Source organism: Nocardia grenadensis (assembly GCF_050942415.1).
GTDB lineage: Bacteria > Actinomycetota > Actinomycetes > Mycobacteriales > Mycobacteriaceae > Nocardia > Nocardia grenadensis.
On sequence record NZ_CP192054.1, the window covers coordinates 6,020,986 to 6,046,342 of the forward strand.

Below are 25,357 nucleotides of genomic sequence, written 5' to 3' on the forward strand. Positions count from 1 at the left end.
GTCCTCACGAACAGACATCGCAATAAACCCTTTCGATCACTCCGGAATAGTAGGCGCCAGCATTTCTGCAGCATCGGATGCGATCACACAAGGGGTTCTATTTTCAGAAGTGCTCATAGTTGTGAAAGTCTTATATGCTGATATCTCAACCGTTTGACCGGCAGCAGGGAACGCAAGGTAACATTCTTCATCGTTGGTATCGTGCACTTTTCCGAACCGAATGCCAAGTCGGCCGGATATATTTACATCTACGAACTCGACGTTATTTCTATCAGCTTTTATTTCGTCGATGCTGTGAGTGGTGGACCACACACCTAGCGTGTAGTTCCATCGAGAGGCCTTGTCGTGCCATGAACACAACTTCCACCCTTCGACATCGGCTACCCCCGAGATCGTGTTGTCTCGCGTGGAAGGGTCGACCCCCGCCTGCCGCAGCACGTCGTCACTGATCTGCGTGCAAGGGTCCCACAACACTTCGGTTGCTGCCGAGGCGGCTGTCGTCGTCCCCGGCGCCGCCGATCCACCGGTGGTTGCGGCACAACCGCTCACGGCAAGCACAGCCCCTACCAGTACCACTACGGGCGCCACCACCGTCCGTCGTCCCACCACTGCTCCCATCGGCCGTCAGCACTTCGCTCGTAGTGTATGACGTGCCACGGAGGCTGGTGGTTCCAATGATTGCTGCCGAGAACGAGTAGGTTGCGCACACGATGAGGAAAGTGCGCGCATTACCGACCGCGAGTCACTGTCGGCGGCCACTTCGAAAGCAGCACGAACGTCTCAGCAGCGACATGTCAACGCCAAGAGCCAAACCCACCAGCCCGGACACTCTTCGCGAAGACGTCCCACGCCGCTGGCTCAAATGCCAAGGCGGGACCGGATGTGTCCTTTGAATCCCGGACGCCGACTCCTCCGGTAAGCAGCCACGCCACCTCGACGCACTCGGTCTGACCACTGCTGTAGCTGCTCTTGAACCACTTCGCTTCGGATAGATCCGACTTCATGCCTCGTACTCCCTTGCAATGTGCCTCAGCAGTTCTCGCGAGCGCACCTCGTCGTGTGCTGCGCTTCGGATAACCGAAGCAAGCTCATCGTAGCGTCGTATGTCATCGGCGCTCTCGAGATACAGATCGGGCTTTCCAACTCCCTCGAAGTACACCAGCGGCGGCTCTACCGTTCTCCCTTTCTCATCCAGCCCGAAATCGAGCAGCATGAACGGACCGTGCAACAGACCGTTGGCACATCCGCTAGTGAAGGGGTGGATTCGGATGGTGATATTCGGGCGTTTGCCAACCTCTGCAAGGTGACGTAGTTGCGCCCCCATGACTTGCGGGGTGCCCACCACACGCCGGAGCGCCGATTCGTGAAGCAGCACGTCCAGATGAATCGGAGCAGCCCGTCGAGTAACGACGGCTTGACGTCTCATGCGAAGTTCTACGCGGCGATCGATGCCTTCCGCACCACTGTCCGAATAGAAACTACCGATCAGCTCGCGTGCATACTCTGGTGTCTGCAAGAGACCGGGAACAATTTCGTTGTAAATGGTCAGTTTCCGCGCAGACGCCTCGAGTCCTACGTACATGTTGAATGTCGGATCGCTGTAAAGCCCCGCGAACGCCGTGTACCACGATGTCACCTTCGCCTGTTCCGCCAGGTCCAGCGCCCGCACCACCTCCTCGCGCGGTACTTCGTACAGCTCGCACAGCGCCCGCACGTCTACCGCGCGAACCTTTTTCGTCTTGGCGGCCTCGATGCGCTGTAGCGCCGCCTGGCTCAACTCCACCAGAGCGGCGGCCTTCGCCAGGCTCAATCCGATGGCTTCCCGGTGTTCCCGTAGGAACCGACCCAGCTGCCGGCGCGGCAGGGTCGATGGTTCCGCCCCCTCGTCACTGGTCATGCTGCTACCTCCGTTCGCGAAAACGAATCATTGGGCACCCCGAAATCGAATCATCACCGGAGGCGGATTCGAATCACGTCCTGGCACTGCGCATCGATTGGTTCCGTACCGGCCGATTCGGCTTGGACCAGCGTATATCCCGTGGTGTGCTGGGGTCCGGAGAACGGTGACACCGCGGACGGGCCCACTGTCACCCGATCCTCGCGAGCTTCACCGAGTTCGGTCGCGACCACCTTCGCGCGCCGCGCGTTCCGTCCGGATGGTCGCGTACGGACACGTACCCATTCGCCCCCTTCTCGAGATACCCGGGAGGACCCGTGCCGTACCCGCATGTCCCAGGCTCATCAGAGCGCCGCCCCACCGCCATCGGATTCGTCCGCATCGATATCTCCGCCCACCACGCCCCGCGCCACGCCGACGAAATCCGGCGGCACGCCCGGGAATCCGGCTATCGGTACCTGTACACCGTGCGCCCGCCCATCGATGAACCGAACCCGCTCACCTATGTTCGCGCGCTCGCCACCGAACTCGGGGCCGAGGTGATCATCGCCTTCGACCTCGGCCAGGTGGACGACCGGCCCGCCCTGATCTGCGATCTCGGATACCGGCTGGAAACCGTATGCCCGCCCACCGTGTGGGCGGCCGGTACGCCTGTCGCCAGGGCGAAAGGTGGGCTGAGATGAGTGTCTGGAATGCGTTGATCACCACCGTATCCGTCGCGGTCGTGTGCTTTGCCGTGGCGTCCGCGCTGGGTTGCGTATGGCCCGCCGAACCGCCGCGCCCCGCCGTCCGTCCCGCGCGTCGTGTGCGGCACCGGACCTCGATCACTCCGGCGACGGTGGCGTGGACGTGCGCCCTGCCCGGAGCACCGCTGAGCGTCGACGACGCCCACAACGCCATGCGCCACCACCGTGAACACGACTGCCTGCGGAAACGCGCCGCGTTCGCGACCCTGATCGTGCACGGCTGCATCACCCCCGACCCCACCCGCCGGCCGTTCCGGCAGAAAGCGCTGTCGTGAACCACGTAATCGTCACCGGAGGAGCCGGTTTCCTCGGCTCACATCTGTGCCGCCGTCTCCTCCGCCGCGGCGACCGCGTCACCGCAATCGACAACTTCAGCACCGGGCATGCCGCGAACATCGCCGACATAGCCGGCCACCCGCGCTTCGCCCTGCGGCCCACTGACACCACCGCCTTCAGCGCATTCACCGGCCTCGACGAGGCCACCCATATCGTGCACCTCGCCTATCCCGGCAGCCCCGGCTCCGGCGCCCGGGACTCCGCGGCAGTCCTGCGCGCGGCCTGCACCGGAACTCTCGCCGCACTCGACCTTGCCGCGGCCCACGACGCCCGCATAGTTCTCGCTTCCGGTCCCGATCCCGAAAGCGAACCGGTGCGCAGGCGCCGAGCCGCGGCATTCGAAGCCCACCGAACCGGCCACCACCTGATCGAAACGGCCGCGCGCCACGACCGACGAACCGATAGCGGCATCGTCCGGTTGTTCGAGGTCTACGGGCCGGGCCTGCCGCCGGGCGACGGGCGCGCCACCGCGACGATCTGCGCCGCCGCGCTACGTGCCCAGACCCTGTACCTCCCCGATAATTCGATACGGTCGTTCGTCTACATCACCGATGCGGTCGATGCTCTCGTCTCGATGCTCGAGACCGATATTCGGGGCCCGATCGATATCGCCGGCCCCATGCTGGAAGTTCGCGAATTCGCCCGCACCGTCATCACGCTCGCGGGCACCGGTTGGCTGGAATGCACCTCGTCTGTCGCCGAACCCGGCACCGCCGTACCGAATCTCGGCCGCACCCGGGACAGCATCGGCTGGCGACCGACCACCGATCTGGCCACCGGCATACACCACACACTCGACTGGATGCGCACCTTCGTAGGGGAAGCCCGGCTGCCTCGATCGGGCGCACAGGTAGATTGAAGCCATCCGATGCTCGACGAGGCACGATCGACATCACCGCCGCGAACGAACAGCGCCGGCCGATGGCGATCGCGCCCAGGATGAGGAAGTGGGGGACGATGGCGGAAGATCTATCCGTGCGGCCGGAAGATCTCGACGGACTCGCGACGACGTTGAACCAACTCGCCGACGAGAACACCCGGGCCGAGTCATATATCCGGGATCATATCGATCTATCCAGAACGTCTCGCCGAGCAGAGCAGAACTGACCTCGAACAGTACCGCCGACAGTCGACCGAGGCACCGACTCCTGCGCCGGGCGTCTCATCGGACGCCGGAGCCACGCAACCGTCGTACGCGATGCCCGCCGCGGAACCGGAGACCGGAACGACCGCCGTATCGCCTCACCCGGGCCGTGAAGCCCGGCGCCACAGACGAGACGTGGTCGTGACCCCGGACGAGCCCGACGAAGACGATCTCTATTTCGAAGACCGGCGGCGCCGCGGATGGCTCGAGTAGAACAAGGCGGCAAAGTGTGGAGAAGAATGGCATTTCGCCCGGTGAGCGATGTGGCCATTGCCCTGCGGCCGTATCGCGGTCCGCTGAGCGCGGGCGAGTATCGGCGGGTCACACACCCGGCTCCAGCGTTCGATACCGGATTCGCTCCAGTATCCGCATAAGCCATACGCGGGGTCAGGAGGTGGTCGCCGCTCGCGCGGAGCGAGCCGAGGCAACCCACCGGAGGCGCGCCGCGCCGGTGGCGAGCGCCACCACCACCGCGGCGGCCACCGCGACACCACCCACCAGCACCGACTCCGGCGAGCCGGCGAGCCGGCCGACCCCGATCCACCCGAGCCCCCAGATCATGGCGAGGGCGAACGCCGGCCGCCCGCCGCTGACGAAGGCCAAGCCGGCCCCGACAGCGGCCGCGAGCACCAGCACCACCACCGCCCACGGCTCCGCGCCGAGGCCGAGGCCACCGACGTCCCCGGCTTTCAGCGCCGCGGCGATATTTGCCACCGTCGCGACAACAACCCATCCGAGGTACAGGCCCATCACGCCGTCGAGCAGCACGGCTTCGACCGGGCTCGCCGGACGCGTTCGCAGGCAGCGGGCGAAGACCACCGCCAATGTCACGAGCAATACGAGGATCACCACGGCACTCGCGTACACCCAGCCGAACTGCACGGTGGCGATCCACAGCGCGTTCAGCAGCAGCGACAGGGCGATGAGCCACCACAGGTCCCGTACCCGCGGATTCCCACGCTGCGCCGGTAAGGCCTGCCATACCGCGAGCGCGAGAAACCCGATGTACAACAGCGACCAGATGGCGAAGGCCGGCCCGGCGGGAGCGACGAAGGTGGCGTCGGCCGCGAGCGCACCGCCCGCGGCCTCCGCGATCGGTGTACCGCCCAGCGCGCCCGAACCGATCACTGCGGCGACCGCCGCGACGACGGCAGCCGCCGCGAGCAGTAGCTGCCTGGAAGTATCGGATGTCCGGTCGGTCATGGGGCCCGAATGCCCGCTCGCCGCGTATCCAATCACCGCGGTCGGATATCTGGCGGCTGCTGCGAGGACATCCGTCGCCGACAGGTGCCGCACGAGAGCAACGCGGAATAAGCCGGCTCAGCCCCGACCGTCTCGTCCCGGTCCGGCTTCCAGCGCCTCGTGCAATGTGACCGCCCACTGGTGGACGATCTGTTTGCGGCGGGCCGAATCGTCGGTGAGAACATCGGCCAGACCGAGTCCGCGCGCCAGATCGAGGGTGGCCTGGACCAGGTGGTGGGCGACCGGGTCGGAGTCGTCGACCCCCAGCGCCCGGACGGCGCGACGGTGGGCGCCGCGGCCGAAGCGGGCTTCCAGCGGGACGATACGTTCGCGGAGCGCCGGGTCGGCGGCGGCGTGGGTCCAGACCTGGAGGGCGGCTTTGAACAGCGTGCTGGTGTAGGACTCGACCAGCCCGGCCACCACGGCTTCGGTGCGGGCCAGGCCGGGTTCGGTGACCACCGCGGATACCGCCTGGTCGGTGCGGGTGTCGAACATGTAGGTGAGGGCGGCGGTGATGAGGTCTTCGCGGGTCGGGAAATGGTGCTGGGCCGCGCCTCGGGACACCCCGGCCCGTTCGGCGACCACCGCCACCGTCGCCGCTGCCCAGCCCTTCTCGGCCAGGCAGTCGATGGTCGCCTCGAGGAGCCGCTGCCGGGTGGCCCGGCTGCGGTCCTGTTTGGGTTCGTGGGGTGTCGCCATAGCGGCCTATTCTGCCGAGGGCGTTTCGAGGGCCGGGACGGCCCAGCGGGGCGGGCGGCGTTGCAGGAACGCGGTCATGCCCTCGATCACTTCCTCGGTGCCGAAGAAACTGCCCGAGCGGGCCGCCAATTCGTCGGCGGACTGATCGAATCCGGCCAGGATCGGCGCGGTGGTGAGACGTTTGCTCTCCGCGAGGCCCTGGGGGGAGGCTTCGCGCAGTTCGTCCAGTAGTTCGGCGGTCCGGGCGGCCGGATCGTTCGTCGCCAGGGTGATCAGGCCGATCCGCTCGGCGGTATCGGCGTCGAACTTCTCACCGGTCAGGAAATACCGGTCCGCGGCACGGGGGGTCAGCCTCGGCAGCAGGGTTAGCGAGATGACGAAGGGGGCCAGACCGAGCCGCGCCTCGGTGAGCGCGAAACTGCTGGACAGCCCGGCGACGACGATATCGCAGGCCGCGAGTAGACCCATACCGCCGGCCCGCACATTGCCGTCCACCCGGGCGATCACGGGTTTCGGGAGTTCCAGGATTGTGCGCAGCAGCCGCACCATCCATTGCGTACGGATATCGGAGGCGGCGGCAGGGTCGGCGTCCACCGCTTCCTTCAGATCCGCTCCCGCGCAGAAGGTATTGCCGGTATGGGTGAGGACCACGGCGCGCACCTGCGGGTCGGCGGCGGCGCGTTCCAGGCCCGCCAGGAGTTCGGTAACCAGGCGCGAGGAGATGGCGTTGCGGTTGTGCGGGGAGTCGAGGGTGAGGGTGGCGAACCCGTCCTCGACGGTGTAGCCGACGACCCGGGTCTCGGTTCCGGTCACGGTGGCCCTGCCTTTCTGGGTGAGCCGGGGACGACGCCCGGCCCACCGGTGGTCAGTAGGACTTCGGCAGGCCCAGCGAATGCTGGGCGACGAAGTTGAGGATCATTTCCCGGCTCACCGGGGCCACCCGCGCGATCCGGGCCGCGCCGAGCATTGCGGCCAGGCCGTATTCCGAGGTGAGACCGGAACCGCCGTGGGTCTGGATAGCCTGGTCGAGCGCCTTGATACTGGCCTCGGCGGCCGCGTATTTGGCCATGTTGGCGGCCTCGGCGGCGCCCATCTCGTCACCGGCGTCGTAGAGGGTGGCGGCCTTGAGCATCATCAGCCGGGCCAGTTCCAGTTCGATCTTCACTTGGGCCAGCGGATGCGCGATGCCCTGGTGCGCGCCGATCGGGGTCTTCCAGACGGCGCGCTCGCGCGCGTATTCGACCGCGCGGTCGAGGGCGTAGCGGCCGACGCCGACCGCCATGGCGGCGCCCATGATCCGCTCCGGGTTCAGGCCCGCGAACAGCTGCATGAGGGCGGCGTCCTCTTTACCTACCAGGGCAGTGGACGGCAGCCGGACATCGTCGAGGAACAGCGTGAACTGGTGGTCCGGCTCGATGATGCCCATCTCCTGCGGGGTCTTCTCGAACCCGGGCGCGTCGGTGGGGACGATGAACAGGGCGGGCTTGAGCTTGCCGGTCTTGTGGTCCTCGGTGCGCGCGACGATCAGCACCGCCTCGGCCTGGTCGACACCGGAGATGAAGATCTTACGGCCGGTGAGCAGCCAGTCGTCGCCGTCGCGGCGGGCGGTGGTGGTGATCTGGTGCGAATTGGAACCGGCGTCGGGTTCGGTGATACCGAAGACCATCTTGGCCGAACCGTCGGAGAGCTTGGGCAGCCATTCGGACTTCTGCTCGTCGGTCCCGTACTTGGTGATGATGGTGCCGCAGATGGCAGGCGAGACCACCATGAGCAGCAGGCCGGCGCCCTGCGCGGACAGCTCCTCCATCACCAGCGCCAGTTCGTACATCCCGGCGCCGCCGCCCCCGTACTCCTCCGGCAGGTTCACGCCGAGGAAACCCAGCTTCCCGGCCTCGGACCACAGTTCGTCCAGCGGTTCGTTCTTCCGCGCCCGGGGCAGCACGTAATCGCGGTAGTTGTACTTGGCGGCCAGCGCGGCCACGGCGGCGCGCAGTTCTTTGCGTTCGTCGGATTCGATGAAGCTCATTGCCTACTCCTGGTCTTCGGTGGCGGGATCCACCACGGCGAGAACGGCACCCACGTCGACCTGTTGGCCGACTTCGACATTCACGGCACTGAGCACACCGTCGGCGGGCGCGGCAATGGTGTGCTCCATTTTCATGGCCTCCAGCCACAGGATCGGCTGGCCGGCGGTCACCGCACTGCCGACCTCGGCGCCCAGCCGGATCACGCTGCCCGGCATGGGCGCCAGCAGCGACCCGGTGGCCACCTGGTCGGCGGGGTCGGTGAACCGCGGCAGGCGGCGCGCCGACACCGGACCGAGCGCGGAATCCACGCAGACCAGATCGTCGTAGCGGGCGACGGCGAACTGCCGCCGGACCGAGCCGTGCGCGCCGGGTACCGCCAGTACGACCTGATCGGGCGTGGCGGAGATCAATTCCAGACCGTCGTGCCCGGCGACCTCCACCCCGCCCCGGGTGAACCGGTAGTCGATATCGTGCGTACCGGTGGCGCGGCTCTCGTAGGACTTACGTTGCGCCTGCGACGGCAGATTGCGCCAGCCGCTCGGCGCACCCGCGACCACACCGGCCCGTGCCCGGTTGGCGGCCGCTTCGGCGAACGCGGCCGCGACGATCGACAGTTCCTCGTCGTCCGCACCGGCCAGGGGTGTGGCCAAGGCGTCCAGGCCGTGCGTGGCGAAGAACGCGGTATCGGTATCACCGGCCAGGAAGGCGGGATGGCGCAGGACCCGGACGAGCAGGTCGCGGTTGGTGACCAGGCCGTGGATCCGGGCCCGGTGCAGGGCGCCGGCCAGCAGCCGGGCCGCCTCCGCCCGGGTGCGGCCGTAGGAGATGACCTTGGCGAGCATGGGGTCGTAGTGCACCCCGACCACCGAACCGTCGACCACGCCGGAATCCAGCCGGACCCCGGGGCGGCCGAGGAGGTCGAATTCCGCCGCGACCTGCGGGATCTCGATGCGGTGCATGGTTCCGCTCTGCGGCTGCCAGTCCTGCGCGGGATCCTCGGCGTAGAGCCGGACCTCGATCGAATGACCGTGCGGGGCAGGAGGTTCCGAGGCCAGCGAAGCACCCTGGGCCACCTCCAGCTGCAACTGGACCAGGTCGAGCCCGGTGGTGCATTCGGTGACCGGGTGCTCCACCTGGAGGCGGGTGTTCATCTCCAGGAAGAAGAACTCACCGGACTCGTCGGCCAGGAATTCGACCGTACCTGCACCGGTGTAGCCGATGGCGGCGGCGGCTTGGCGGGCCGCCTCGAACAGCCGGTCCCGCATACCCGGCCCCGAATCCGGTACCCGACCGGCATCGATACGTTCCACCAGCGGAGACGGCGCCTCTTCGACGACCTTCTGGTGCCGGCGCTGGATCGAGCACTCGCGTTCGCCGACAGCCCAGATGGTGCCGTGCGTATCCGCCAGCACCTGGACCTCGATATGACGGCCGGTCTCCAGATAGCGCTCACAGAAGACAGTGGGGTCGCCGAACGCCGATTCGGCCTCCCGGCGAGCGCCTTCCAATTGCCCGGGGAGTTCGGCCAGGTCACGCACCACTCGCATACCGCGGCCGCCGCCCCCGGCGGAAGCCTTGATGAGCACCGGGAGCTGGGCCGCGGTGACCTCCGCCGGATCGAGTTCGGCCAGCACCGGCACCCCGGCGGCATCCATCATCTTCTTGGACGCGACCTTGGACCCCATCTCCTCGATGGCGGCGGCGGGCGGCCCGATCCAGACCAGTCCGGCCGCTTCCACCGCGCGCGCGAATTCCGCGTTCTCGGAGAGGAACCCGTAGCCGGGGTGGACGGCGTCGGCACCGGTGGCCTGGGCGGCCGCGATGATGAGATCGGCGCGCAGGTAGGTCTGCGCGGGCGTGTTCCCGGGCAGCCGGACCGCGGCGTCGGCCTCGGCGATATGCGGAGATCCGGCGTCGGCGTCGGAATAGACCGCCACCGTGCCCACGCCCATCCGGCGGCAGGAGGCGAAGATCCGGCGGGCGATCTCACCGCGATTGGCGACCAGGACGCTGGTGATCAGCTGCTGCGAATTCGACACGACCGGCCTCACATTCGGAAAACGCCGAAGGATTCGGCGCCCTGGACAGGGGCAGTGTGGATGGCCGAGAGGGCCATACCCAGCACTGTGCGGGTATCGCGCGGGTCGATGACCCCGTCGTCGTAGAGCCGCCCGGACATGAACATGGCCAGCGATTCGGCCTCGATCTGCGCCTCCACCATGGCACGCATGCCGGCATCGGCCTCCTCGTCGAACGCCTGCCCGCGGGCCTCGGCGGCGGCCCGGCCGACGATGGAGATCACCCCGGCCAGTTGCGCCCCGCCCATGACCGCGGATTTGGCACTGGGCCAGGCGAAGACGAACCGGGGGTCGTAGGCGCGGCCGCACATACCGTAGTGACCGGCGCCGTAGGAGGCACCCATGAGCACGGAGATGTGCGGGACCTTGGAATTGGAGACCGCGTTGATCATCTGGGCACCGTGTTTGATGATGCCCTTCTGCTCGTATTCCTTCCCGACCATGTAGCCGGTGGTGTTGTGCAGGAACAGCAGCGGGGTGTTGGTCTTGTTGGCCAGCTGGATGAACTGGGTGGCCTTCTGCGATTCCTCGGAGAACAGCACCCCGCGGGCATTGGCGAGGATACCGAGCGGATACCCGTGCAGTTCGGCCCAGCCGGTGACCAGGCTGGAGCCGTAGCGCGGCTTGAACTCGTCGAAATCGGAGCCGTCGACGATCCGGGCGATCACCTCGCGCGGATCGAACGGGATCTTCAGGTCGGGCGGGACGATCCCCAATAGTTCGTCCGGGTCGTACCGCGGTTCGAGCACCGAGGTGCGCGCCGCCGGTCCCTGTTTCTTCCAGTTCAGCCGTTTGACGATGCGCCGGCCGATGCGGATGGCGTCCTGTTCGTCGAGCGCGTAGTAGTCGGCCAGGCCCGAGACCCGGGCGTGCATATCAGCGCCGCCCAGGGATTCGTCGTCGGATTCCTCACCGGTGGCCATCTTCACCAGCGGCGGGCCGCCCAGGAACACTTTGGAGCGTTCCTTGATCATGACCACGTGATCGGACATGCCCGGGATGTAGGCGCCGCCCGCGGTGGAGTTGCCGAAGACCAGGGCGATGGTGGGGATACCGGCCGCCGACGCCTGGGTGAGGTCACGGAACATCCGCCCCCCGGGGACGAAGACCTCTTTCTGCGTGGGCAGATCGGCGCCGCCGGATTCCACCAGCGAGATCACCGGGAGTCTGTTCTCCCGGATGATGTCGTTGACCCGCAATGTCTTGCGCAGCGTCCAGGGGTTGGAGGTGCCGCCGCGCACGGTGGGATCGGGGGCGACGATCATGCATTCCACGCCCTCCACCACGCCGATACCGGCGACGGTGCTGGCACCCACCTGGAATTCACTGCCCCAGGCCGCGAGTGGGCACAGTTCGAGAAACGGCGAGTCCTCGTCGATGAGCAGTTCGATACGTTCGCGGGCGGTCAGTTTCCCGCGTTTGCGGTGGCGGGCGAGTTTCTCGGGGCCGCCGCCGGCGATGACCTTCTCGAATTCCGCCTCGACCTCGGCGAGTTTGGCGGTCATGGCCGCGGCCGCCGCGGTGTAGTCGGCACTCGTGGTGTCGAGGGTGCTGCGCAGTGTCGTCATGCCTGGTATCCCAATCTTTTCGCGGCCAGGCCGGTGAGGATTTCGGTGGTTCCGCCGCCGATACCCAGGATGCGCATATCGCGGTACTGGCGTTCCACCTCGGATTCGCGCATATAGCCGAGCCCGCCGAACAGTTGCACGGCCTGATTCGCCACCCATTCACCGGATTCGACCGCGGTGTTCTTGGCGAAGCAGACCTCGGCGATCAGATCGGTCTCCCCGGCCGCGGCGCGGGCGGCCACGTCCCGGGTGTAAACGCGGGCGATATCGACCCGGCGGGCCATCTCGGTGACGGTGTTCTGCACGGCCTGCCTGCTGATCAGCGGGCGGCCGAAGGTCTCCCGGTTACGCACCCAGTCCAGGGTGAGGTCCAGGCAGCGTTGCGCGCTCGAATACGCCTGCACGGCAAGCCCGACCCGCTCGCTGACGAATGCCGCGGCGATCTGCAGGAAACCGGAATTCTCCGGCCCTACCAGGTTCGACACCGGCACCCGGACATCCTGGTAGAACAGCTCCGCGGTATCGGAAGCGCGCCAGCCCATCTTGTCCAGTTTGCGGCCCACCGTGAAACCGGGGGTGTTCTTTTCGACCACCAGCAGCGAAACCCCCGACGCGCCCGGACCGCCGGTACGGACGGCGGTCACCACGAAATCGGCGCGGCAGCCGGAGGTGATGTAGGTCTTGGCGCCGTTGACGATGTAGTGGTCGCCGTCGCGGCGGGCCGAGGTGGTCAGATGTCCCACATCGGAGCCGCCACCGGGTTCGGTGATCGCCAGCGAACCGATCTTGTCACCGGACAGTGTCGGCCGCACCCAGCGGTCGAGCTGGGCGGGATCGCCCGCGGCGATGAGGTGCGGTAACGCGATACCGCAGGTGAACAGGGAGGCGAATACGCCACCGGAGACTCCGGCGTAATGCAGTTCCTCGCAGACGACGGCGCCGTCGATACCGCTTCCGCCCGACCCACCCGCGGATTCCGGGAACTGGATGCCGAGCAGGCCGAGCTCCCCGGCCTTCTTGTGCAGTTCTCGCGGAATCTCCCCGTCGCGTTCCCAGTCGTCCTGATAGGGCAGGATCTCGCGTTCGGCGAAAGCGCGCACGGTGGCGCGTAGTTCGCGGCGCTCGGCGGTGTTCCACACAGTACTCACGGCAGCAGCTCCAACGGTATGTCGAGATGACGGGACCGCAGCCATTCGCCGAGTCCCTTGGCCTGCGGATCGAATCGGGCCTGGTAGGCCACACCTTCGCCGAGCAGACCGGAGATGAGGAAGTTGAGCGCCCGCAGGTTCGGCAACACATGCCGGGTGATCTCGAGCGGAGCGGTTTCGGGCAATAGTTCGCGTAGCCGCTCGACGGTGAGGGTGTGCGCCAGCCAGCGCCACTGGTCCTCGGTGCGCACCCAGACGCCGATATTCGCGTCACCGCCCTTGTCGCCGCTGCGGGCAAGCGCGATCTCGCCCAGCGGTACCCGTTTCGTGGGGGTGTTCGGAAGCGGGGCGGGGAGTTCGGGTTCGGGGACCTCGGTCAGTTCGCGGGTCGCCGACGCGGCCCCCACCAGGACCTGGCATCCGGCCGGCCGGTGGGCGGTATGCGGGACCTCGGCGGCGTCGACGAATCCGGGGCGGTAGACGCCGTAGGGCGATCCGTTGCCGGGCGGGGCGGTGAAACTACAGCCCGGATAGCTGGCCAGCGCGAGTTCGACGGCGACGCCGGAGAACGCGCGACCCACCTTGTTCGGATCGGGGTCGCGGACCACACAGCGCAGCAGAGCGCTGGCCTGCTCCTCGGTCTCGGCGTCGGGACGGTCCAGCCGGGCCAGGGTCCAATCCAGTTCGGCCGGGCGTTCCGGCAGCCAGGACTCCAGCTGCCGCCGTGCCAGCTCCGCTTTCGCTTCGATATCGAGACCGGTGAGGATGAACTCCATCTCATTGCGGAAGCCACCGAGGGTGTTCAGCGAAACCTTCAGCGTCGGCGGCGGCGGTTCCCCCACGACGCCGCGGATCGACACCCGGTCCGGACCGTCGGCGGCGAGTTGGACCGTATCGAGCCGGGTGGTGACATCGGGACCGGCGTAGCGCGCGCCCTGGATCTCGTACATGAGCTGGGCCGCGACGGTGTCCACGGTGACCGCGCCGCCGGTGCCCGCGTGTTTGGTGATGATGCTGCTACCGTCCGCGCGGATCTCCGCGAGCGGGAACCCCGGGCGGCCGAGATCGGGGAGTTCGCGGAAGAACGCGAAGTTGCCGCCGGTGGCCTGGGTGCCGCATTCGATCACATGACCGGCCACCACCGCACCGGCCAGCCGATCGTAATCGGTGCGCTGCCAACCGAAATGGGCGGCGGCCGGACCCACCACCACCGACGCGTCGGTGACCCGGCCGGTGACCACCACATCCGATCCCGCGGCCAGGCATTCGGCGATACCCCAGGCCCCGAGGTAGGCGTTGGCGGTGAGCGGTGCGCCGAGGCCGAGTTCGGCGGCGCGGCCGGTGAGATCGTCGCCGTCCACATATCCGATCCGGACCTCGAGGCCGAGCCGGTCCGCCAGTTCCCCCACCCGCGCCGCCAGCGCGGCCGGATTCAGGCCCCCGGCATTGGTCACGATCTGCACATTGCGTTCCAGCGCGAGGCCGAGGCATTCCTCGAGCTGACGCAGGAACGTCTTGGCATAGCCGAGCCCGGCGTCCTTCATTCGGTCGCGACCCAGGATCAACATGGTGAGTTCGGCGAGATAGTCACCGGTCAGCACATCGAGTTGCCCGCCCTCGAGCATTTCGCGCATCGCGCCGAACCGGTCGCCGTAGAACCCCGAACAGTTGCCGATCCGGATCAGGTCGGGATCGGCCGCCAGATCGCTCATCAGCGGTTTCGCCTCCTACCGCGGCACCGGGCGGGGTCGCTGCTATGCGCCCGTGGCTGTCCGCGTACCGACCCAGCATCACAGGCGGCCGGTAAAAAATCAAGCACGCGTGCTTGTTAATCTCCGGATCTCGGGGCGCGGGCCGAAGCAACGCCCAGACCAGGCACAATAGGACTCTGTGTCCACCGATGTCGCCGTAGTTCTGCTGTTCACCCTCGCCGGATTCCTCATCGGCGGCGCCTACACCACCTGGAAGACCGCCCGGCCACTATCGATCAGCCTGGGGGTCTGCGCCGTACTCGCGGCACTGGGCGCCGTGCTCTGGCTGCTCTGACGCCGATACCCGGCACCGAACACGGAACCGCACCACCCCTGACCACCCGCTACGGGAACCTGCGCCCGGGCATGTTTCCGAAGCCCCGCCGGGGTCAACACTCAGGGCACGGCGCGTTGCGCGACAGGCGGGACGTCGCGGTGGACCAGAGCCCGGGGATGCGACCGGGTCCTACCGGGCACCTCCCCCTGGCACCGCCGGAACACGCGCCGGCCCTGCCCCTCTGCGCCGGGCACGGCCGGCGCGCGCCGGGATCTGCGCACGCCGGTGCGGCGATACCGGCAGCGTGACCCATGCGTAGGAGATCCGAAACCCCTTGCCAGACCCCTATATCAAGGAATCCCCGCTATCTGCAATGCGCTTATATCGCTGTGCAGGCGCCCCTGCTCGATGCGATCGTTGCGGGTGTGAAGTTGATATGATGTGCCGTCGAGAAACAGAAATTCTTCTTCGTCCGGATCGGCCGAATAATTCTTTACGGACTTACCGTTGAACGACGCCATGACCATGTGCACATTACCCTTTTTGAGTGCGTATGGCCTGGTGGAGGTGCTCATGAAGCCCAATTCTTTGATTACTGCACCCTTTTGATACTCGACCAGAATTTCTTCTGGAAGGTCGATGTGCCGATATACTATGCCTCGGCAATCCGGTAGTTTCCGAAGGGCGGACCGGAGATCGTCGATATCGTGCCGAAAATCCATGCCACGCCCTTCCCGAAGAGCTGCGTTGATCTCCGGGGAGCCGGTTCCGGTGTATGTCTCGAGCGCCATTATCTCCCGTCTGGTCAGCTCCGGGTCCGGCAGTATCAATCGCCCACCGGATTCGCTGGGAAGCCGAGGGGTGCCGGTTATCTCGAGGTCGAACCCGGGGTTGCTTCGCTCGCCCGCGGCGGCCACCGTATTCGCTCCCGCGGCGCTCCCCTGACCCATGGTCCTCATCCTCGCAGACCCGGTGGCGGCCAAGGTGTCGAGTGTCTGCTGGATCTGCCCGGTCAGGTATTTCATGAGGTCGGCCGGCAACCGGGAGGGCACAGGCGTCGGATCGAAATCGGCCATTCCCCATCCACTCTCCAGCAGAACATTCGGTTGATTTCCCACTTTGTATGTCGGAGCTTCGGCAAGCACCCGCTCAGCAATTTTCCCGGTGATCCGAGCCGTGGCCCGATATCCCGAAGAGATAAAGCCAGCGTATTGAATGCCCGGATTCCTTCGCAGCCGTATGGCCTTCGGACGCCGAAGCGCCCCGGCTCCAGCCCCAACAAGCTGGCCAGTCGGCTGCCGGTAGGGCGGCCTTCAGCTCACGCGCCGCAGCCTACCGCCGCTACATCCATCAGCACTCGAGTCAGTTCTCCCGTATAGTGGCGTCCTCGCACCGCCTGTCCATCGACTTGCGAGCCGTTGATCGAAATCTGTTCTGTTACAAGCTTCGACACAGCAAGTTGTCGTTCGGTTCCATCATTTTGAGATTCTCCGTCCGGAGCTTATCCACCCTCCTGGGCGCAGAGATTCTCCGGTTCAGTGACCAGGGCAGAGCCTGAATGCCGATGATGTCCGGATGCGGCCCTTCAGCCGGTAGAGCCAGCACGCCCGCGCAGATTGTCCACGGCAGTCCGCGCGGCCTGGCGAACATCCTCGTGAGGGTCTTCCAGCAGCGGCTCGATCGCGGGGATCGCTTCCGTCGAGTCGAGGTCGTCGAGCGCATCGACGGCGGTCTCACGCACGACGTAGTCGCTGTCGCGAAGGCCCTGCACCAGCGCCGGATACGCCAACTCCGGCTCGGCCCGAGCCAGATAGTCCAGCACGCTGGCCCGCACGAACGGCGACGGATGATCCCCCAAACCGCGGATGCGTTCTCCCAGTTCTGTGACACCGAGTGAGCCGAGAAGCCTGATCGCGTCCCCGGCTATCACCGGTTCGGAATCACCTGCCAGCAGCTTGACCTTCTCGACGAACGCCGGTTCGCTGCCCTGGTGCATTGCCAAGACGGTGAGCGCTGCGCGCAGCTGCGGCACTCGATGACCGGCCAGCTCCTGTGTGAGCACCTCGACGCCCGGTTCACCCTGTGCGTACAGCTCTCGGGCGACTGCCTCGTAGTAGTCGTCGTACTCGTCACCAACCGACCACCGGGCAGCGAGCTCAATCGTCGACAGACCCACGAGACTTTCGCGCATCTCCTCGGCCGTCAACTCCTCCGACCCTGGACTTTCACCCTCCGGCCGCTCCTCTGTGGTCACTTGATCCCACACTCCTTCTTGATGTCGTTGAGCGTCTTACCTTTGAACTCGCCCGGGAACTCCGACTGGATCTTTCCCGGGAGGTCGTTTGAGGTGATGGTGCCGTTGTTGATCTTTGCCTGCAGCTCGCTCTTCCGCTTCGGCGACAGTTTGATCTTGTACTTTTCGGTCAAGCGCACAACCTGGGTCAGCAGCTTGACAGCCTTGTCGCACGTCGCCTTCGACGGCGCAGCGAGCACCTGCGTGTCGACCGTCGTATAGCCCGGCGCCGCCGCGGCGACAGCACTCGACCCCACCGATACCCCCATCAGCGCCATTCCGACCACGACAGCTGCGCTAACCAGTCCCTTACCGAACATTTCGCTTCTCCCGTTCTACAGCTCCGGACGAGCATCGAAACTCGATGCAGCTTTTCGGGCCATATCCCCTTGGATTCAGCCCAGGCTCGAAAGGACCGGAGCTCTTCCCTTCACCAGTATTCGATGCACCAGCCACGGATTCGGTTCCCCCCAAACATGTTCCAGATATGGTGACGCTTGTCGCACTTCAGGCGCCATCGGTGCCTGGCCGCGTTTCCGACAGCTACCCGGCAACGAAAGGTTCGACACCCTGCAGGTGGACAGCACAAGCCAGGACTGCGCACTCGCCGAGCTTCTTGCGTGGCCCATCCCCTTTCGTCTACGGCATGTCGACCGTGATATCGAGCTGGGTATACCACCCACCGAGCCCCCTCCGGTGCGGTCACAGGCCCACGTAGTCGGCAGCCGACTCTTCCCGCCGTGGTGGGAGGTCCTCGGCGACGAGCCAGCCGCGCAGCAGTTCGACTGCTCTTGCCGCTGCCATCCGGTCGGCCCCGCCGCCCCCGAGCGGCAGCGAGCACGTGTACAGGCCGAATATCTCGGCGGCGCCGGCAAGCTCGTACAGGGGAGCAGAACCTATACCGAGGCGTTCGCGCACCTCGCCGGCGATGTGTTCGCAGTCGGCGTACGACCGTGGGGCCGGCCAGGCCGGGCGGTCGGCAACGGCCTTGATCACCCCCGTGGTCAGCAATGACGCGACGTCACCGGCGAACACTTCCAACCCACGGTCCAGCCGCTCGGTGGACTCGTGCGTCGGCCCCGCTTCGGAGCGGCGGCCGACCACTGCAGGCAGCGGGTCTCGCACAACCACGCCAGTGGGATTTCGAGGACTGCCGCCAGGTCCACGAGTTCGACTGCGGACACCTTGCGCTCGCCCTTCTCGATCCTTCCGAGTGCAGTGCGCTCGATACCGACGCGGCTCGCGAGATGATCCTGCGTGAGGTTGCGGTCCTTCCGTGCGGCTGCAATCCGCTCGCCAAGCACCTTGCCCTCCATATGTGGAATTTTCACAGATCGAAACCCGAGCCGCTAAAGCTGACATCGTTCCGGAAGGACCGTGCCCTGGCCTACGACGGTGGAGCCCGGCGGTAGTTCCGGATGGGCAAGCTGGTCAGACGGCGTCCAATAGCGCGGCCTTCAGTGCACGCGCCGCGGACTCCGGGTCCGGGGCCGCGGTGATCGCGCGCACCACGACCACCCGTTCGGCGCCCACCGCCAGCACTTCGGGAAGGGTCGCGGCGTCGATACCGCCGATGGCGAACCACGGCCGGGTCGGCGCCGCGGCCGCGGTCTCCCGTACCAGCTCGAGCCCGGCGGGTGTACGCCCCGGTTTGGTCGGGGTCGCCCACACCGGGCCCGTGCAGAAATAGTCGAGGTTCTCGTCACTCGCGGCCAGGCGGGCCTGATCCCGGTCGTGGGTGGACCGCCCGAGCACCACATCCGGGCCGAGGATCTTGCGGGCGTACCACGGCGGCAGATCCTGCTGACCGAGATGCAGCACATCGGCACCCGCCGCCAGCGCGATATCGGCACGATCGTTGACCGCGAGCAGCGCACCGTGACGGCGGGTCGCGGCCTTCAGCTCGGCGAGCGCCGCGAGTTCGCCCTTGGCCTCGAGTGGACCGAACTGCCGCTCGCCCGGCGAACCCTTGTCCCGCAGCTGGATGATGTCCACACCACCGGCGAGGGCCGCTTCCGCAAACTCGGCGAGGTCCCCCTTCTCCCGGCGGGCGTCGGTGCACAGATAAAGCCGCGCGGTCGTGAGGCGGTCTCGCGGGGGCAGCGGTCGGCGAGCGGAGGACGGTTGCACAACTGCCACCGTAACCGCGCTAACGTGGAGAAGTTGCAGGAGGTGGAACGTAGTGCGAACATCCGCGCGCGCGGCGCGGGCGGCGAGTCGGCCCCGACCGGCGCGATGTGGCCCGGCGCCGATCCATCGATCCGGCCGTACCGACGCCGACGCCGTCCACCGTGGTCCCCGGAGGAGGTGGCGCGGGTGAGCGGGCAGGCCACCGATTCGACGCTCGCCGTTGTCGGAGGTGGGGTGATCGGGTTGGCGGTGGCCTGGCGGGCCGCCGAGGCCGGCTGGACGGTGACCCTGTTCGATCCGGCGGTGGGCAGCGGCGCTTCCTGGGTGGCCGGGGGGATGCTCGCCCCGCTATCGGAAGGCTGGCCCGGCGAGGACGCCGTACTGGAGTTCGGTGCCGCGGCCCTGGCCCACTGGCCGGATTTCGCGGCGCGACTCGAGGCCGTCACCGGCGTGGATGTCTTCGTCGCCGCCGAGACCCTGACGATCGCCCAGGATGCCGCCGATGCCGCCGACCTGCGCACAGTCGCCGAATGGGTCGGTGAGCGCGGACACGAACTCCGGGTACTGGACCGGGCCGGGGTCCGGGAGCTCGAACCGGCGCTGGCCCGCACGGTGCGGGCCGGGCTGCTGGCGCCCACCGAACCGGCCATCGACAACCGCCGGCTGCTGACCGCACTGCGCAAGGCGGCGGCCGGAGCAGGGGTGACCGTGCGGCCGGACCGGATCCACGACCTCACCGGACTCGATCAGCGGCAGGTGGTGCTGGCCGCGGGCGCAGCTTCGGCCGAACTGTGGCCCGGACTGCCGGTCCGCCCGGTGAAGGGCGAGATCCTGCGCCTACGCCACCGCCCCGGCGCCCAACCGCCGCCCAGCCGGGTCGTGCGGGCGCGCGTGCACGGGCGGCCCGTGTACTTCGTGCCCCGCGCCGACGGCCTGGTGCTCGGCGCCACCCAGTACGAGGCCGGTTTCGATACCGCGGTAACGGTCGCCGGCGTCCGCGACCTCATCGTGGACGCCGAGACCGTACTGCCCGGGATCGGCGAATACGAACTGCTCGAAGCCGCCGCCGGCGCGCGGCCCGGCAGCCCCGACAACCTCCCCCTCGTCGGGCGGTTGTCCGACCGCGTGATCGCGGCCACCGGGCACGGCCGCAACGGCATGCTGACCAGCGCGCTCACCGCCGAGGCGGTAGTGGCCGAGCTGAACGGGCAGCCACTGGCCGAGGTCGCGGCGGCCGACCCGAACCGGTTCACGGCATCCACACCCTCAGGAGGTAGTCGATGACACAGTCGTCCATACCGAGCTCACCGGCGCACGGATCGTCCGTGCCGATCGGGGTCACGGTGAACGGCATCGACCACGAGTTCACCGAACAGCTCACGGTCCGCCAACTGCTGGAGCGCCTCGAACTGCCGTGCCAGGGCGTGGCGCTGGCGGTCGACGGCGCCGTGTTCCCGCGCTCCCGCTGGGACGAGCCGGTGGGTCGCGGCTGGGAGATCGATGTGCTCACGGCGGTCCAGGGTGGCTGACGAAACGCTGCGCATCGCCGACCGCACCTTCGGCTCCCGGCTCATCATGGGCACCGGCGGCGCGGAGAACCTGACCGTACTGGAGGAGGCCCTGCTGGCCTCGGGTACTGAGCTGACCACGGTGGCCATGCGGCGGGTCGACGCCGCCGGCGGTACCGGTGTGCTGGACCTGCTGAAACGGCTCGATATCGCGCCGCTGCCCAATACCGCGGGCTGCCGCACGGCCGCCGAGGCGGTGCTCACCGCCCGATTGGCGGCCGAGGCGCTGGATACGAACTGGGTCAAACTCGAGGTGATCGCCGACGACCGGACCCTGCTGCCCGACCCCATCGAATTGATCGATGCCGCCGAACAGTTGGTGGACGCCGGTTTCACCGTGCTGCCCTACACCAATGACGATCCGGCGCTGGCGCGGCGGCTCGAAGACGCGGGGTGCGCGGCGGTGATGCCGCTGGGCGCCCCGATCGGAACCGGCCTGGGGATCGGCAATCCGCACAATATCGAGATGATCGTGAGCCGCGCCCAGGTGCCAGTGATCCTGGACGCCGGTATCGGGACCGCCAGCGATGCCGCGCTCGCCATGGAACTCGGCTGCTCCGCGGTACTGCTGGCCACCGCGGTGACCCGGGCCAAACATCCGGCCCTGATGGCGGCCGCCATGGCCGACGCGGTGCGGGCCGGTCACCGGGCGCGGGAGGCGGGGCGGATCCCCAAGCGATTCTGGGCCCAGGCGTCTTCACCCGGACGGTAGATGCCCGAGAACCGGCCCCACCGCGAGTGGGCGCCGGCCGGGGCTTTACCTACCCATCGGGGGCCCTATCGACACCGCGCTCCGCCTCCACGACAGCGTGACCCTCGACGTCTTCGAACTCAACACCGCAGCTCGCGCCTTTTACGCCCGCCTGGGTTTCCGCGAAATCGGCCGTCACCCGAAGCCGATACGGGTTTCACCGCCATCACGCTCGAGCTCACCGCCTGATTTCGCTCACCGCCGTGCCGAGAGGCCCAGGCGGCGCCGGTAGCCGTCGCTCCCTCTCCCCGGCCGGTTCGGAGCGGGTCGACACAGCTCACCAACGGACGTCTATCCAGCTCATGGACCTACCCGTACGGACTTTTACCCACAGGACAGGGCGGTGGTCATCCTCCAGGATGAGAGCGGATGGCGACCATCGGGCGACGCGAGCGCCCCGTGTTTAGGGCATGCTGGTCGCATGATCGAAGTCCGGGGCTTGACCAAGCACTACGGGCAGACCGTCGCGGTCCAGGACCTGACCTTCACCGTGCAACCCGGTCAGGTCACCGGGTTCCTGGGACCGAACGGCGCCGGTAAATCCACCACTATGCGCATGATCCTCGGCCTGGATCGCCCCACCGCGGGTATCGCGCTCATCGACGGCAGACCGTACGGGCAGCTGAAGCATCCATTACGTGAAGTCGGCGCGCTGCTGGACGCGAAATGGGTGCATCCCAACCGGTCGGCCCGAGCCCATCTGGAATGGATGGCAGCCTCCAACGGGTTGCCGAAATCCCGGGTGGAGGAGGTACTGCGGCTGGTGGGCCTGTCCGAGGTGGCCGGGAAATCGGCCGGCGGGTTCTCCCTGGGTATGTCGCAGCGACTCGGCCTGGCGGGCGCCCTGCTGGGTGATCCGAAGGTCCTGCTCTTCGACGAGCCGGTCAACGGCCTGGACCCGGAGGGCATCCTCTGGATCCGGCGGTTCATGCAGCGTCTGGCCGCGGAGGGCCGCACGGTCCTGGTGTCGAGTCATCTGCTCTCGGAGATGTCGCAGACCGCCGACCATCTGGTGGTCATCGGCCGCGGCCGGCTCATCTCCGATTCCACCACCGCGGAGTTCATCGAACGCGCGTCGGAGTCGTCGGTGCGGGTACGGAGCCCGCAGCTGGACGAGCTGCGCAGCCTGCTCACCTCCAAGGGGATGACAGTGAAACAGAACGAGGGCAACGCCGACGGCGCGGCACTCGTGGTCAACGGGGTCACCAGCGACGCGGTCGGCGCACTGGCCGGTGAGCACGACATCACCCTCTACGAGCTCGCCCCGCAGCGGGGCTCGCTGGAGGAGGCGTTCATGCGGATGACCGGCGGGGATGTCCAGTATCACGGTGAGGTCGGCCCGCAGGGCGATGTCGCGGCGGCCCCACCGGCGGCCGTCCCGGCCCAGCCGGTCGAGACCAAGGTTCTCGGAGGTACCAAGTAATGGGTGTGATCGCCGCGGAACGCATCAAACTCACCTCGACCCGCTCGCCGTGGTGGTGCTCGCTGATCGTGGTGGCCCTCGCGGTCGGTTTCGCCGCACTGTTCGGGCTGATCGGGCGGATCGCCGCCGACGACCCGCAGGCCTCGGGCGCCCCCACACTCACCGTGGACACCGCCTTCCTCGGGATCAGCGGGTTCGGGGTGATGGTGCTGGCCATCATGGCCACACTCACCGTGACCAGCGAGTACCGGTTCGGCATCATCCGGACCACCTTCCAGGCCGTGCCCAACCGCAGCCTGGTGATCGGTACCAAAGCGGGCCTGGTCGGCCTCTACGCGGCCGCGTTGACCACGGTGCTGGCCTTCGCCGCGTACGCGGTGGCCAAGGCGGTCGCCGGGGACGCCGGCTCCACCCTGATCCTGGAGGGCAACTGGCGTGCCCTGTACTCGATACCGGTCCTGGCCTTCCTCAACGTGGTGCTGGCCATCGCCATCGGTGTGCTGGTCCGGCAGTCGGCGGCGGCGATCTCGTTGATCGTGCTCTGGCAGCTGATCATCGAACCGCTGGTCGGCGCACTGGGTAAAGTGGGACGTGAGATCAGCGCGTTCCTGCCGTTCCAGAATGCGAGCCGCTTCGCGCTGATGGACGAGTCGATGGCGTCGGGCAACTGGCACTGGGGCGTATGGGGCAGTCTCGTCTACTTCATCGCCTTCGTCGCACTCGTCACCGGTGTCGCCCTGGTGGTTGTCAACCAGCGCGACGCCTGACCGAATCGCCCGAGCCGCTTCCCTCGCCGCTCGGGTATGGGGTAGCGCGGCCTTGTCGGGAGGATCGCGCGCCCCGCACGCCGGCGGCCACTGCCCGGTCGTCGGAGTGCACTTACCACCGGCCCGGTGCGCATTGCACCGGGCCGGTGGTCGTCATCACACAGTGCGGTTGTCCCGCGTGGTCACCGGCGGTGGCCGGGCGGACTCTTCGCGACTTGCCAAATATCTGTAACCAAGCGTTCACCGGCAGCCCGCCGGTCGTCGCTACGATCGGGGGCAGGCACCGAACGTTTTCCATCGGCGGACCCAACGGCGTGCCGCATTCCTCCGATAGAGAGGCGACAGGTGACTATCCTCAGCGTTCCCCTCACGTCCGATTCCCTGAGCTACTCTCGGGGCGTGAACCAAAAGCCCTCCGGCCGTGCCGTACCGGAGCCGGAGGTCGACAGCGCCACCGCGCCGGGCGCCGCTCGCGCGACCAGCGACGAGCCGACGGTCGGCCCGGCGCCCGAGAACGGCGCCGCGGTCGGCTCGGTACGCCGTGTCCATCCGCTGTCGACCCTGATGAACGCCGCCAACCAGCGACCGGATGTGATCGAGGTCCTGCGGCGGGCCCGGCACCAATTGCCCGGCGATCCCGCCTTCGGGGACCCACTCTCGGTCACCGGTCCCGGCGGCGCCCGCGCCGTGGCACGAGCCGCGGACCGGCTGGTCGGCGACAACCCCAGCGCCGCCCGCGAGATCGGGTTCGGTGCGCTGCAGGTCTGGCAGGCGATGCTCGAACGCCTCGGCCGCGGTAAGGGCACCGAGGAGATGACGGTGATGTTCACCGATCTGGTGTCCTTCTCCTCGTGGTCGCTCACCGCGGGCGACGAAGCCACCCTGGACCTGCTGCGCAAGGTGGCCAAGGCCATCGAACCCCCCATCGCCGAACGCGGCGGTCAGGTGGTGAAACGGATGGGTGACGGCGTCATGGCGGTGTTCCCCTCCGCCGATCGGGCCGTACAGGCCGCGATCGCCGCGAAACGCAATCTGGCCGAGGTGACCCGGGGCGACTACCGGCCCCGGATGCGGATCGGCCTGCACACCGGTTCACCGCGGGAGATCGGCGGCGACTGGCTGGGAGTGGACGTCACCATCGCCGCGCGGGTGATGGAGGCCGGCGGCAACGGCAAGATGATGGTCTCCCACACCACGCTGACCGCGCTGCAGCCCGAGACCCTGGCCGAGTTGGGGCAGATCGCCCGCCCCTACCGCCGCAGTTTCTTCGCCGCGCCCCTGAGCGGGGTTCCCGAGGATCTGCGCATCTATCGGATCAGCTCGGCCTGACCGCTCGCGTCCCCGCGGCGCCACCGACAGGCGACGGCCGGGAGGGTCGCCCATGGTGGTGCACCCGGGTAGGGTCGCCCGGCCAGATGGGGATGACGTGGGCGATCAGCAGGGCAGCCGAGCGCGTCTCCGGAAGCCGGACCGACCGACTGTGCGGTGCACGGCGAGTGCCCGGTAGGGCAC

General features: G+C 67.5%; 27 protein-coding genes. 10 read left to right on the plus strand and 17 right to left on the minus strand.

What is annotated here, in order from left to right; genetic code table 11:
- Nucleotides 1–36: 36 nt before the first annotated feature.
- The 3 genes from ACQPYS_RS27530 to ACQPYS_RS27540 form a co-directional block, all read right to left on the minus strand.
- The gene (locus tag ACQPYS_RS27530) at nucleotides 37–558 is read right to left on the minus strand and encodes a DUF3558 domain-containing protein (RefSeq protein WP_433491222.1); all 522 of its coding nucleotides are present in this window, start codon (nucleotides 556–558) and stop codon (nucleotides 37–39) included.
- A 236-nt stretch (nucleotides 559–794) separates the two neighbouring features.
- A complete protein-coding gene (locus ACQPYS_RS27535; RefSeq protein ID WP_431939209.1) occupies nucleotides 795–1,004 on the minus strand; it encodes a DUF397 domain-containing protein in 210 nt (69 codons plus the stop codon).
- Nucleotides 1,001–1,897 carry a helix-turn-helix domain-containing protein gene (locus tag ACQPYS_RS27540; RefSeq protein WP_433491223.1) on the minus strand — a complete coding sequence of 299 codons (897 nt, stop codon included), beginning with the start codon at nucleotides 1,895–1,897 and terminating at the stop codon, nucleotides 1,001–1,003. Before ACQPYS_RS27540 ends, ACQPYS_RS27535 begins: the two co-directional genes overlap by 4 nt.
- 317 nt (nucleotides 1,898–2,214) lie before the next feature.
- Here ACQPYS_RS27540 and ACQPYS_RS27545 point away from each other — a divergent pair, with 317 nt between their 5' ends.
- From ACQPYS_RS27545 to ACQPYS_RS27555, 3 genes are read left to right on the plus strand one after another with little or no spacing between them, the layout of a single operon-like run.
- Nucleotides 2,215–2,580, plus strand: coding sequence for a hypothetical protein (locus ACQPYS_RS27545; protein ID WP_431939211.1), 366 nt, complete (start codon nucleotides 2,215–2,217; stop codon nucleotides 2,578–2,580).
- Nucleotides 2,577–2,918: a hypothetical protein gene (locus tag ACQPYS_RS27550; protein WP_433491224.1), complete on the plus strand. Its 342-nt coding sequence runs from the start codon at nucleotides 2,577–2,579 to the stop codon at nucleotides 2,916–2,918. The genes ACQPYS_RS27545 and ACQPYS_RS27550 overlap by 4 nt, the downstream gene beginning before the upstream one ends.
- A complete protein-coding gene (locus ACQPYS_RS27555) occupies nucleotides 2,915–3,838 on the plus strand; it encodes an NAD-dependent epimerase/dehydratase family protein (RefSeq protein WP_433491225.1) in 924 nt (307 codons plus the stop codon). The genes ACQPYS_RS27550 and ACQPYS_RS27555 overlap by 4 nt, the downstream gene beginning before the upstream one ends.
- 672 nt (nucleotides 3,839–4,510) lie before the next feature.
- Here ACQPYS_RS27555 and ACQPYS_RS27560 read toward each other — a convergent pair.
- The 8 genes from ACQPYS_RS27560 to ACQPYS_RS27595 all read right to left on the minus strand — a co-directional run bounded on the left by ACQPYS_RS27560 (nucleotide 4,511) and on the right by ACQPYS_RS27595 (nucleotide 14,597).
- Nucleotides 4,511–5,326: a tryptophan-rich sensory protein gene (locus ACQPYS_RS27560; RefSeq protein WP_433491226.1), complete on the minus strand. Its 816-nt coding sequence runs from the start codon at nucleotides 5,324–5,326 to the stop codon at nucleotides 4,511–4,513.
- Nucleotides 5,327–5,443: 117 nt separating this feature from the next.
- Entirely contained in the window at nucleotides 5,444–6,064 is a 621-nt protein-coding gene (locus ACQPYS_RS27565) for a TetR/AcrR family transcriptional regulator (RefSeq protein WP_431939215.1), read from the minus strand.
- A 6-nt stretch (nucleotides 6,065–6,070) separates the two neighbouring features.
- The gene (locus ACQPYS_RS27570; RefSeq protein ID WP_431939216.1) at nucleotides 6,071–6,877 is read right to left on the minus strand and encodes an enoyl-CoA hydratase family protein; all 807 of its coding nucleotides are present in this window, start codon (nucleotides 6,875–6,877) and stop codon (nucleotides 6,071–6,073) included.
- Nucleotides 6,878–6,929: 52 nt separating this feature from the next.
- Nucleotides 6,930–8,090: an acyl-CoA dehydrogenase family protein gene (locus ACQPYS_RS27575; protein WP_433491227.1), complete on the minus strand. Its 1,161-nt coding sequence runs from the start codon at nucleotides 8,088–8,090 to the stop codon at nucleotides 6,930–6,932.
- A 3-nt stretch (nucleotides 8,091–8,093) separates the two neighbouring features.
- Entirely contained in the window at nucleotides 8,094–10,130 is a 2,037-nt protein-coding gene (locus ACQPYS_RS27580) for an acetyl/propionyl/methylcrotonyl-CoA carboxylase subunit alpha (protein WP_433491228.1), read from the minus strand.
- Nucleotides 10,131–10,138: 8 nt separating this feature from the next.
- Nucleotides 10,139–11,737: an acyl-CoA carboxylase subunit beta gene (locus tag ACQPYS_RS27585; protein WP_063038450.1), complete on the minus strand. Its 1,599-nt coding sequence runs from the start codon at nucleotides 11,735–11,737 to the stop codon at nucleotides 10,139–10,141.
- Nucleotides 11,734–12,876: an acyl-CoA dehydrogenase family protein gene (locus tag ACQPYS_RS27590; RefSeq protein ID WP_373861437.1), complete on the minus strand. Its 1,143-nt coding sequence runs from the start codon at nucleotides 12,874–12,876 to the stop codon at nucleotides 11,734–11,736. Before ACQPYS_RS27590 ends, ACQPYS_RS27585 begins: the two co-directional genes overlap by 4 nt.
- 5 nt (nucleotides 12,877–12,881) lie before the next feature.
- Nucleotides 12,882–14,597, minus strand: coding sequence for an acyclic terpene utilization AtuA family protein (locus ACQPYS_RS27595; RefSeq protein WP_431939219.1), 1,716 nt, complete (start codon nucleotides 14,595–14,597; stop codon nucleotides 12,882–12,884).
- A 178-nt stretch (nucleotides 14,598–14,775) separates the two neighbouring features.
- Between ACQPYS_RS27595 and ACQPYS_RS27600 the strand changes: the two genes are divergently transcribed.
- Nucleotides 14,776–14,931 carry a hypothetical protein gene (locus ACQPYS_RS27600; RefSeq protein ID WP_431939220.1) on the plus strand — a complete coding sequence of 52 codons (156 nt, stop codon included), beginning with the start codon at nucleotides 14,776–14,778 and terminating at the stop codon, nucleotides 14,929–14,931.
- Nucleotides 14,932–15,263: 332 nt separating this feature from the next.
- Here ACQPYS_RS27600 and ACQPYS_RS27605 read toward each other — a convergent pair whose 3' ends face one another.
- The 6 genes from ACQPYS_RS27605 to thiE all read right to left on the minus strand — a co-directional run bounded on the left by ACQPYS_RS27605 (nucleotide 15,264) and on the right by thiE (nucleotide 19,336).
- Complete coding sequence (locus ACQPYS_RS27605; RefSeq protein WP_433491229.1) at nucleotides 15,264–15,989, minus strand: ADP-ribosyltransferase; 726 nt, start codon at nucleotides 15,987–15,989, stop codon at nucleotides 15,264–15,266.
- 509 nt (nucleotides 15,990–16,498) lie between these two features.
- Nucleotides 16,499–17,167, minus strand: a complete 669-nt coding sequence (locus ACQPYS_RS27610; protein WP_431939222.1) for a HEAT repeat domain-containing protein — start codon at nucleotides 17,165–17,167, stop codon at nucleotides 16,499–16,501.
- The gene (locus ACQPYS_RS27615) at nucleotides 17,164–17,526 is read right to left on the minus strand and encodes a hypothetical protein (RefSeq protein WP_433491230.1); all 363 of its coding nucleotides are present in this window, start codon (nucleotides 17,524–17,526) and stop codon (nucleotides 17,164–17,166) included. The genes ACQPYS_RS27610 and ACQPYS_RS27615 overlap by 4 nt, the downstream gene beginning before the upstream one ends.
- Before the next feature lie 382 nt (nucleotides 17,527–17,908).
- Complete coding sequence (locus tag ACQPYS_RS27620) at nucleotides 17,909–18,247, minus strand: hypothetical protein (protein ID WP_433491231.1); 339 nt, start codon at nucleotides 18,245–18,247, stop codon at nucleotides 17,909–17,911.
- Nucleotides 18,211–18,522, minus strand: a complete 312-nt coding sequence (locus ACQPYS_RS27625) for a helix-turn-helix domain-containing protein (RefSeq protein WP_433491232.1) — start codon at nucleotides 18,520–18,522, stop codon at nucleotides 18,211–18,213. The genes ACQPYS_RS27620 and ACQPYS_RS27625 overlap by 37 nt, the downstream gene beginning before the upstream one ends.
- A 115-nt stretch (nucleotides 18,523–18,637) precedes the next feature.
- The gene (thiE, locus tag ACQPYS_RS27630) at nucleotides 18,638–19,336 is read right to left on the minus strand and encodes a thiamine phosphate synthase (RefSeq protein WP_433493147.1); all 699 of its coding nucleotides are present in this window, start codon (nucleotides 19,334–19,336) and stop codon (nucleotides 18,638–18,640) included.
- 186 nt (nucleotides 19,337–19,522) lie between these two features.
- Here thiE and thiO point away from each other — a divergent pair, with 186 nt between their 5' ends.
- The 6 genes from thiO to ACQPYS_RS27660 all read left to right on the plus strand — a co-directional run bounded on the left by thiO (nucleotide 19,523) and on the right by ACQPYS_RS27660 (nucleotide 25,174).
- A complete protein-coding gene (thiO, locus tag ACQPYS_RS27635) occupies nucleotides 19,523–20,620 on the plus strand; it encodes a glycine oxidase ThiO (RefSeq protein WP_433491233.1) in 1,098 nt (365 codons plus the stop codon).
- On the plus strand, nucleotides 20,617–20,865 hold the full coding sequence (gene thiS, locus ACQPYS_RS27640; RefSeq protein WP_063038459.1) for a sulfur carrier protein ThiS: 249 nt from the start codon (nucleotides 20,617–20,619) through the stop codon (nucleotides 20,863–20,865). The genes thiO and thiS overlap by 4 nt, the downstream gene beginning before the upstream one ends.
- Nucleotides 20,837–21,616 (plus strand): thiazole synthase, encoded by a 780-nt coding sequence (locus tag ACQPYS_RS27645; RefSeq protein ID WP_433491234.1) that lies wholly within the window; start codon nucleotides 20,837–20,839, stop codon nucleotides 21,614–21,616. The genes thiS and ACQPYS_RS27645 overlap by 29 nt, the downstream gene beginning before the upstream one ends.
- A gap of 460 nt (nucleotides 21,617–22,076) precedes the next feature.
- On the plus strand, nucleotides 22,077–23,078 hold the full coding sequence (locus tag ACQPYS_RS27650; protein WP_433491235.1) for an ABC transporter ATP-binding protein: 1,002 nt from the start codon (nucleotides 22,077–22,079) through the stop codon (nucleotides 23,076–23,078).
- Entirely contained in the window at nucleotides 23,078–23,845 is a 768-nt protein-coding gene (locus ACQPYS_RS27655) for an ABC transporter permease (protein ID WP_063038465.1), read from the plus strand. Before ACQPYS_RS27650 ends, ACQPYS_RS27655 begins: the two co-directional genes overlap by 1 nt.
- A 564-nt stretch (nucleotides 23,846–24,409) precedes the next feature.
- Nucleotides 24,410–25,174 (plus strand): adenylate/guanylate cyclase domain-containing protein, encoded by a 765-nt coding sequence (locus ACQPYS_RS27660; protein WP_063038577.1) that lies wholly within the window; start codon nucleotides 24,410–24,412, stop codon nucleotides 25,172–25,174.
- The last annotated feature ends 183 nt before the right edge of the window (nucleotides 25,175–25,357 follow it).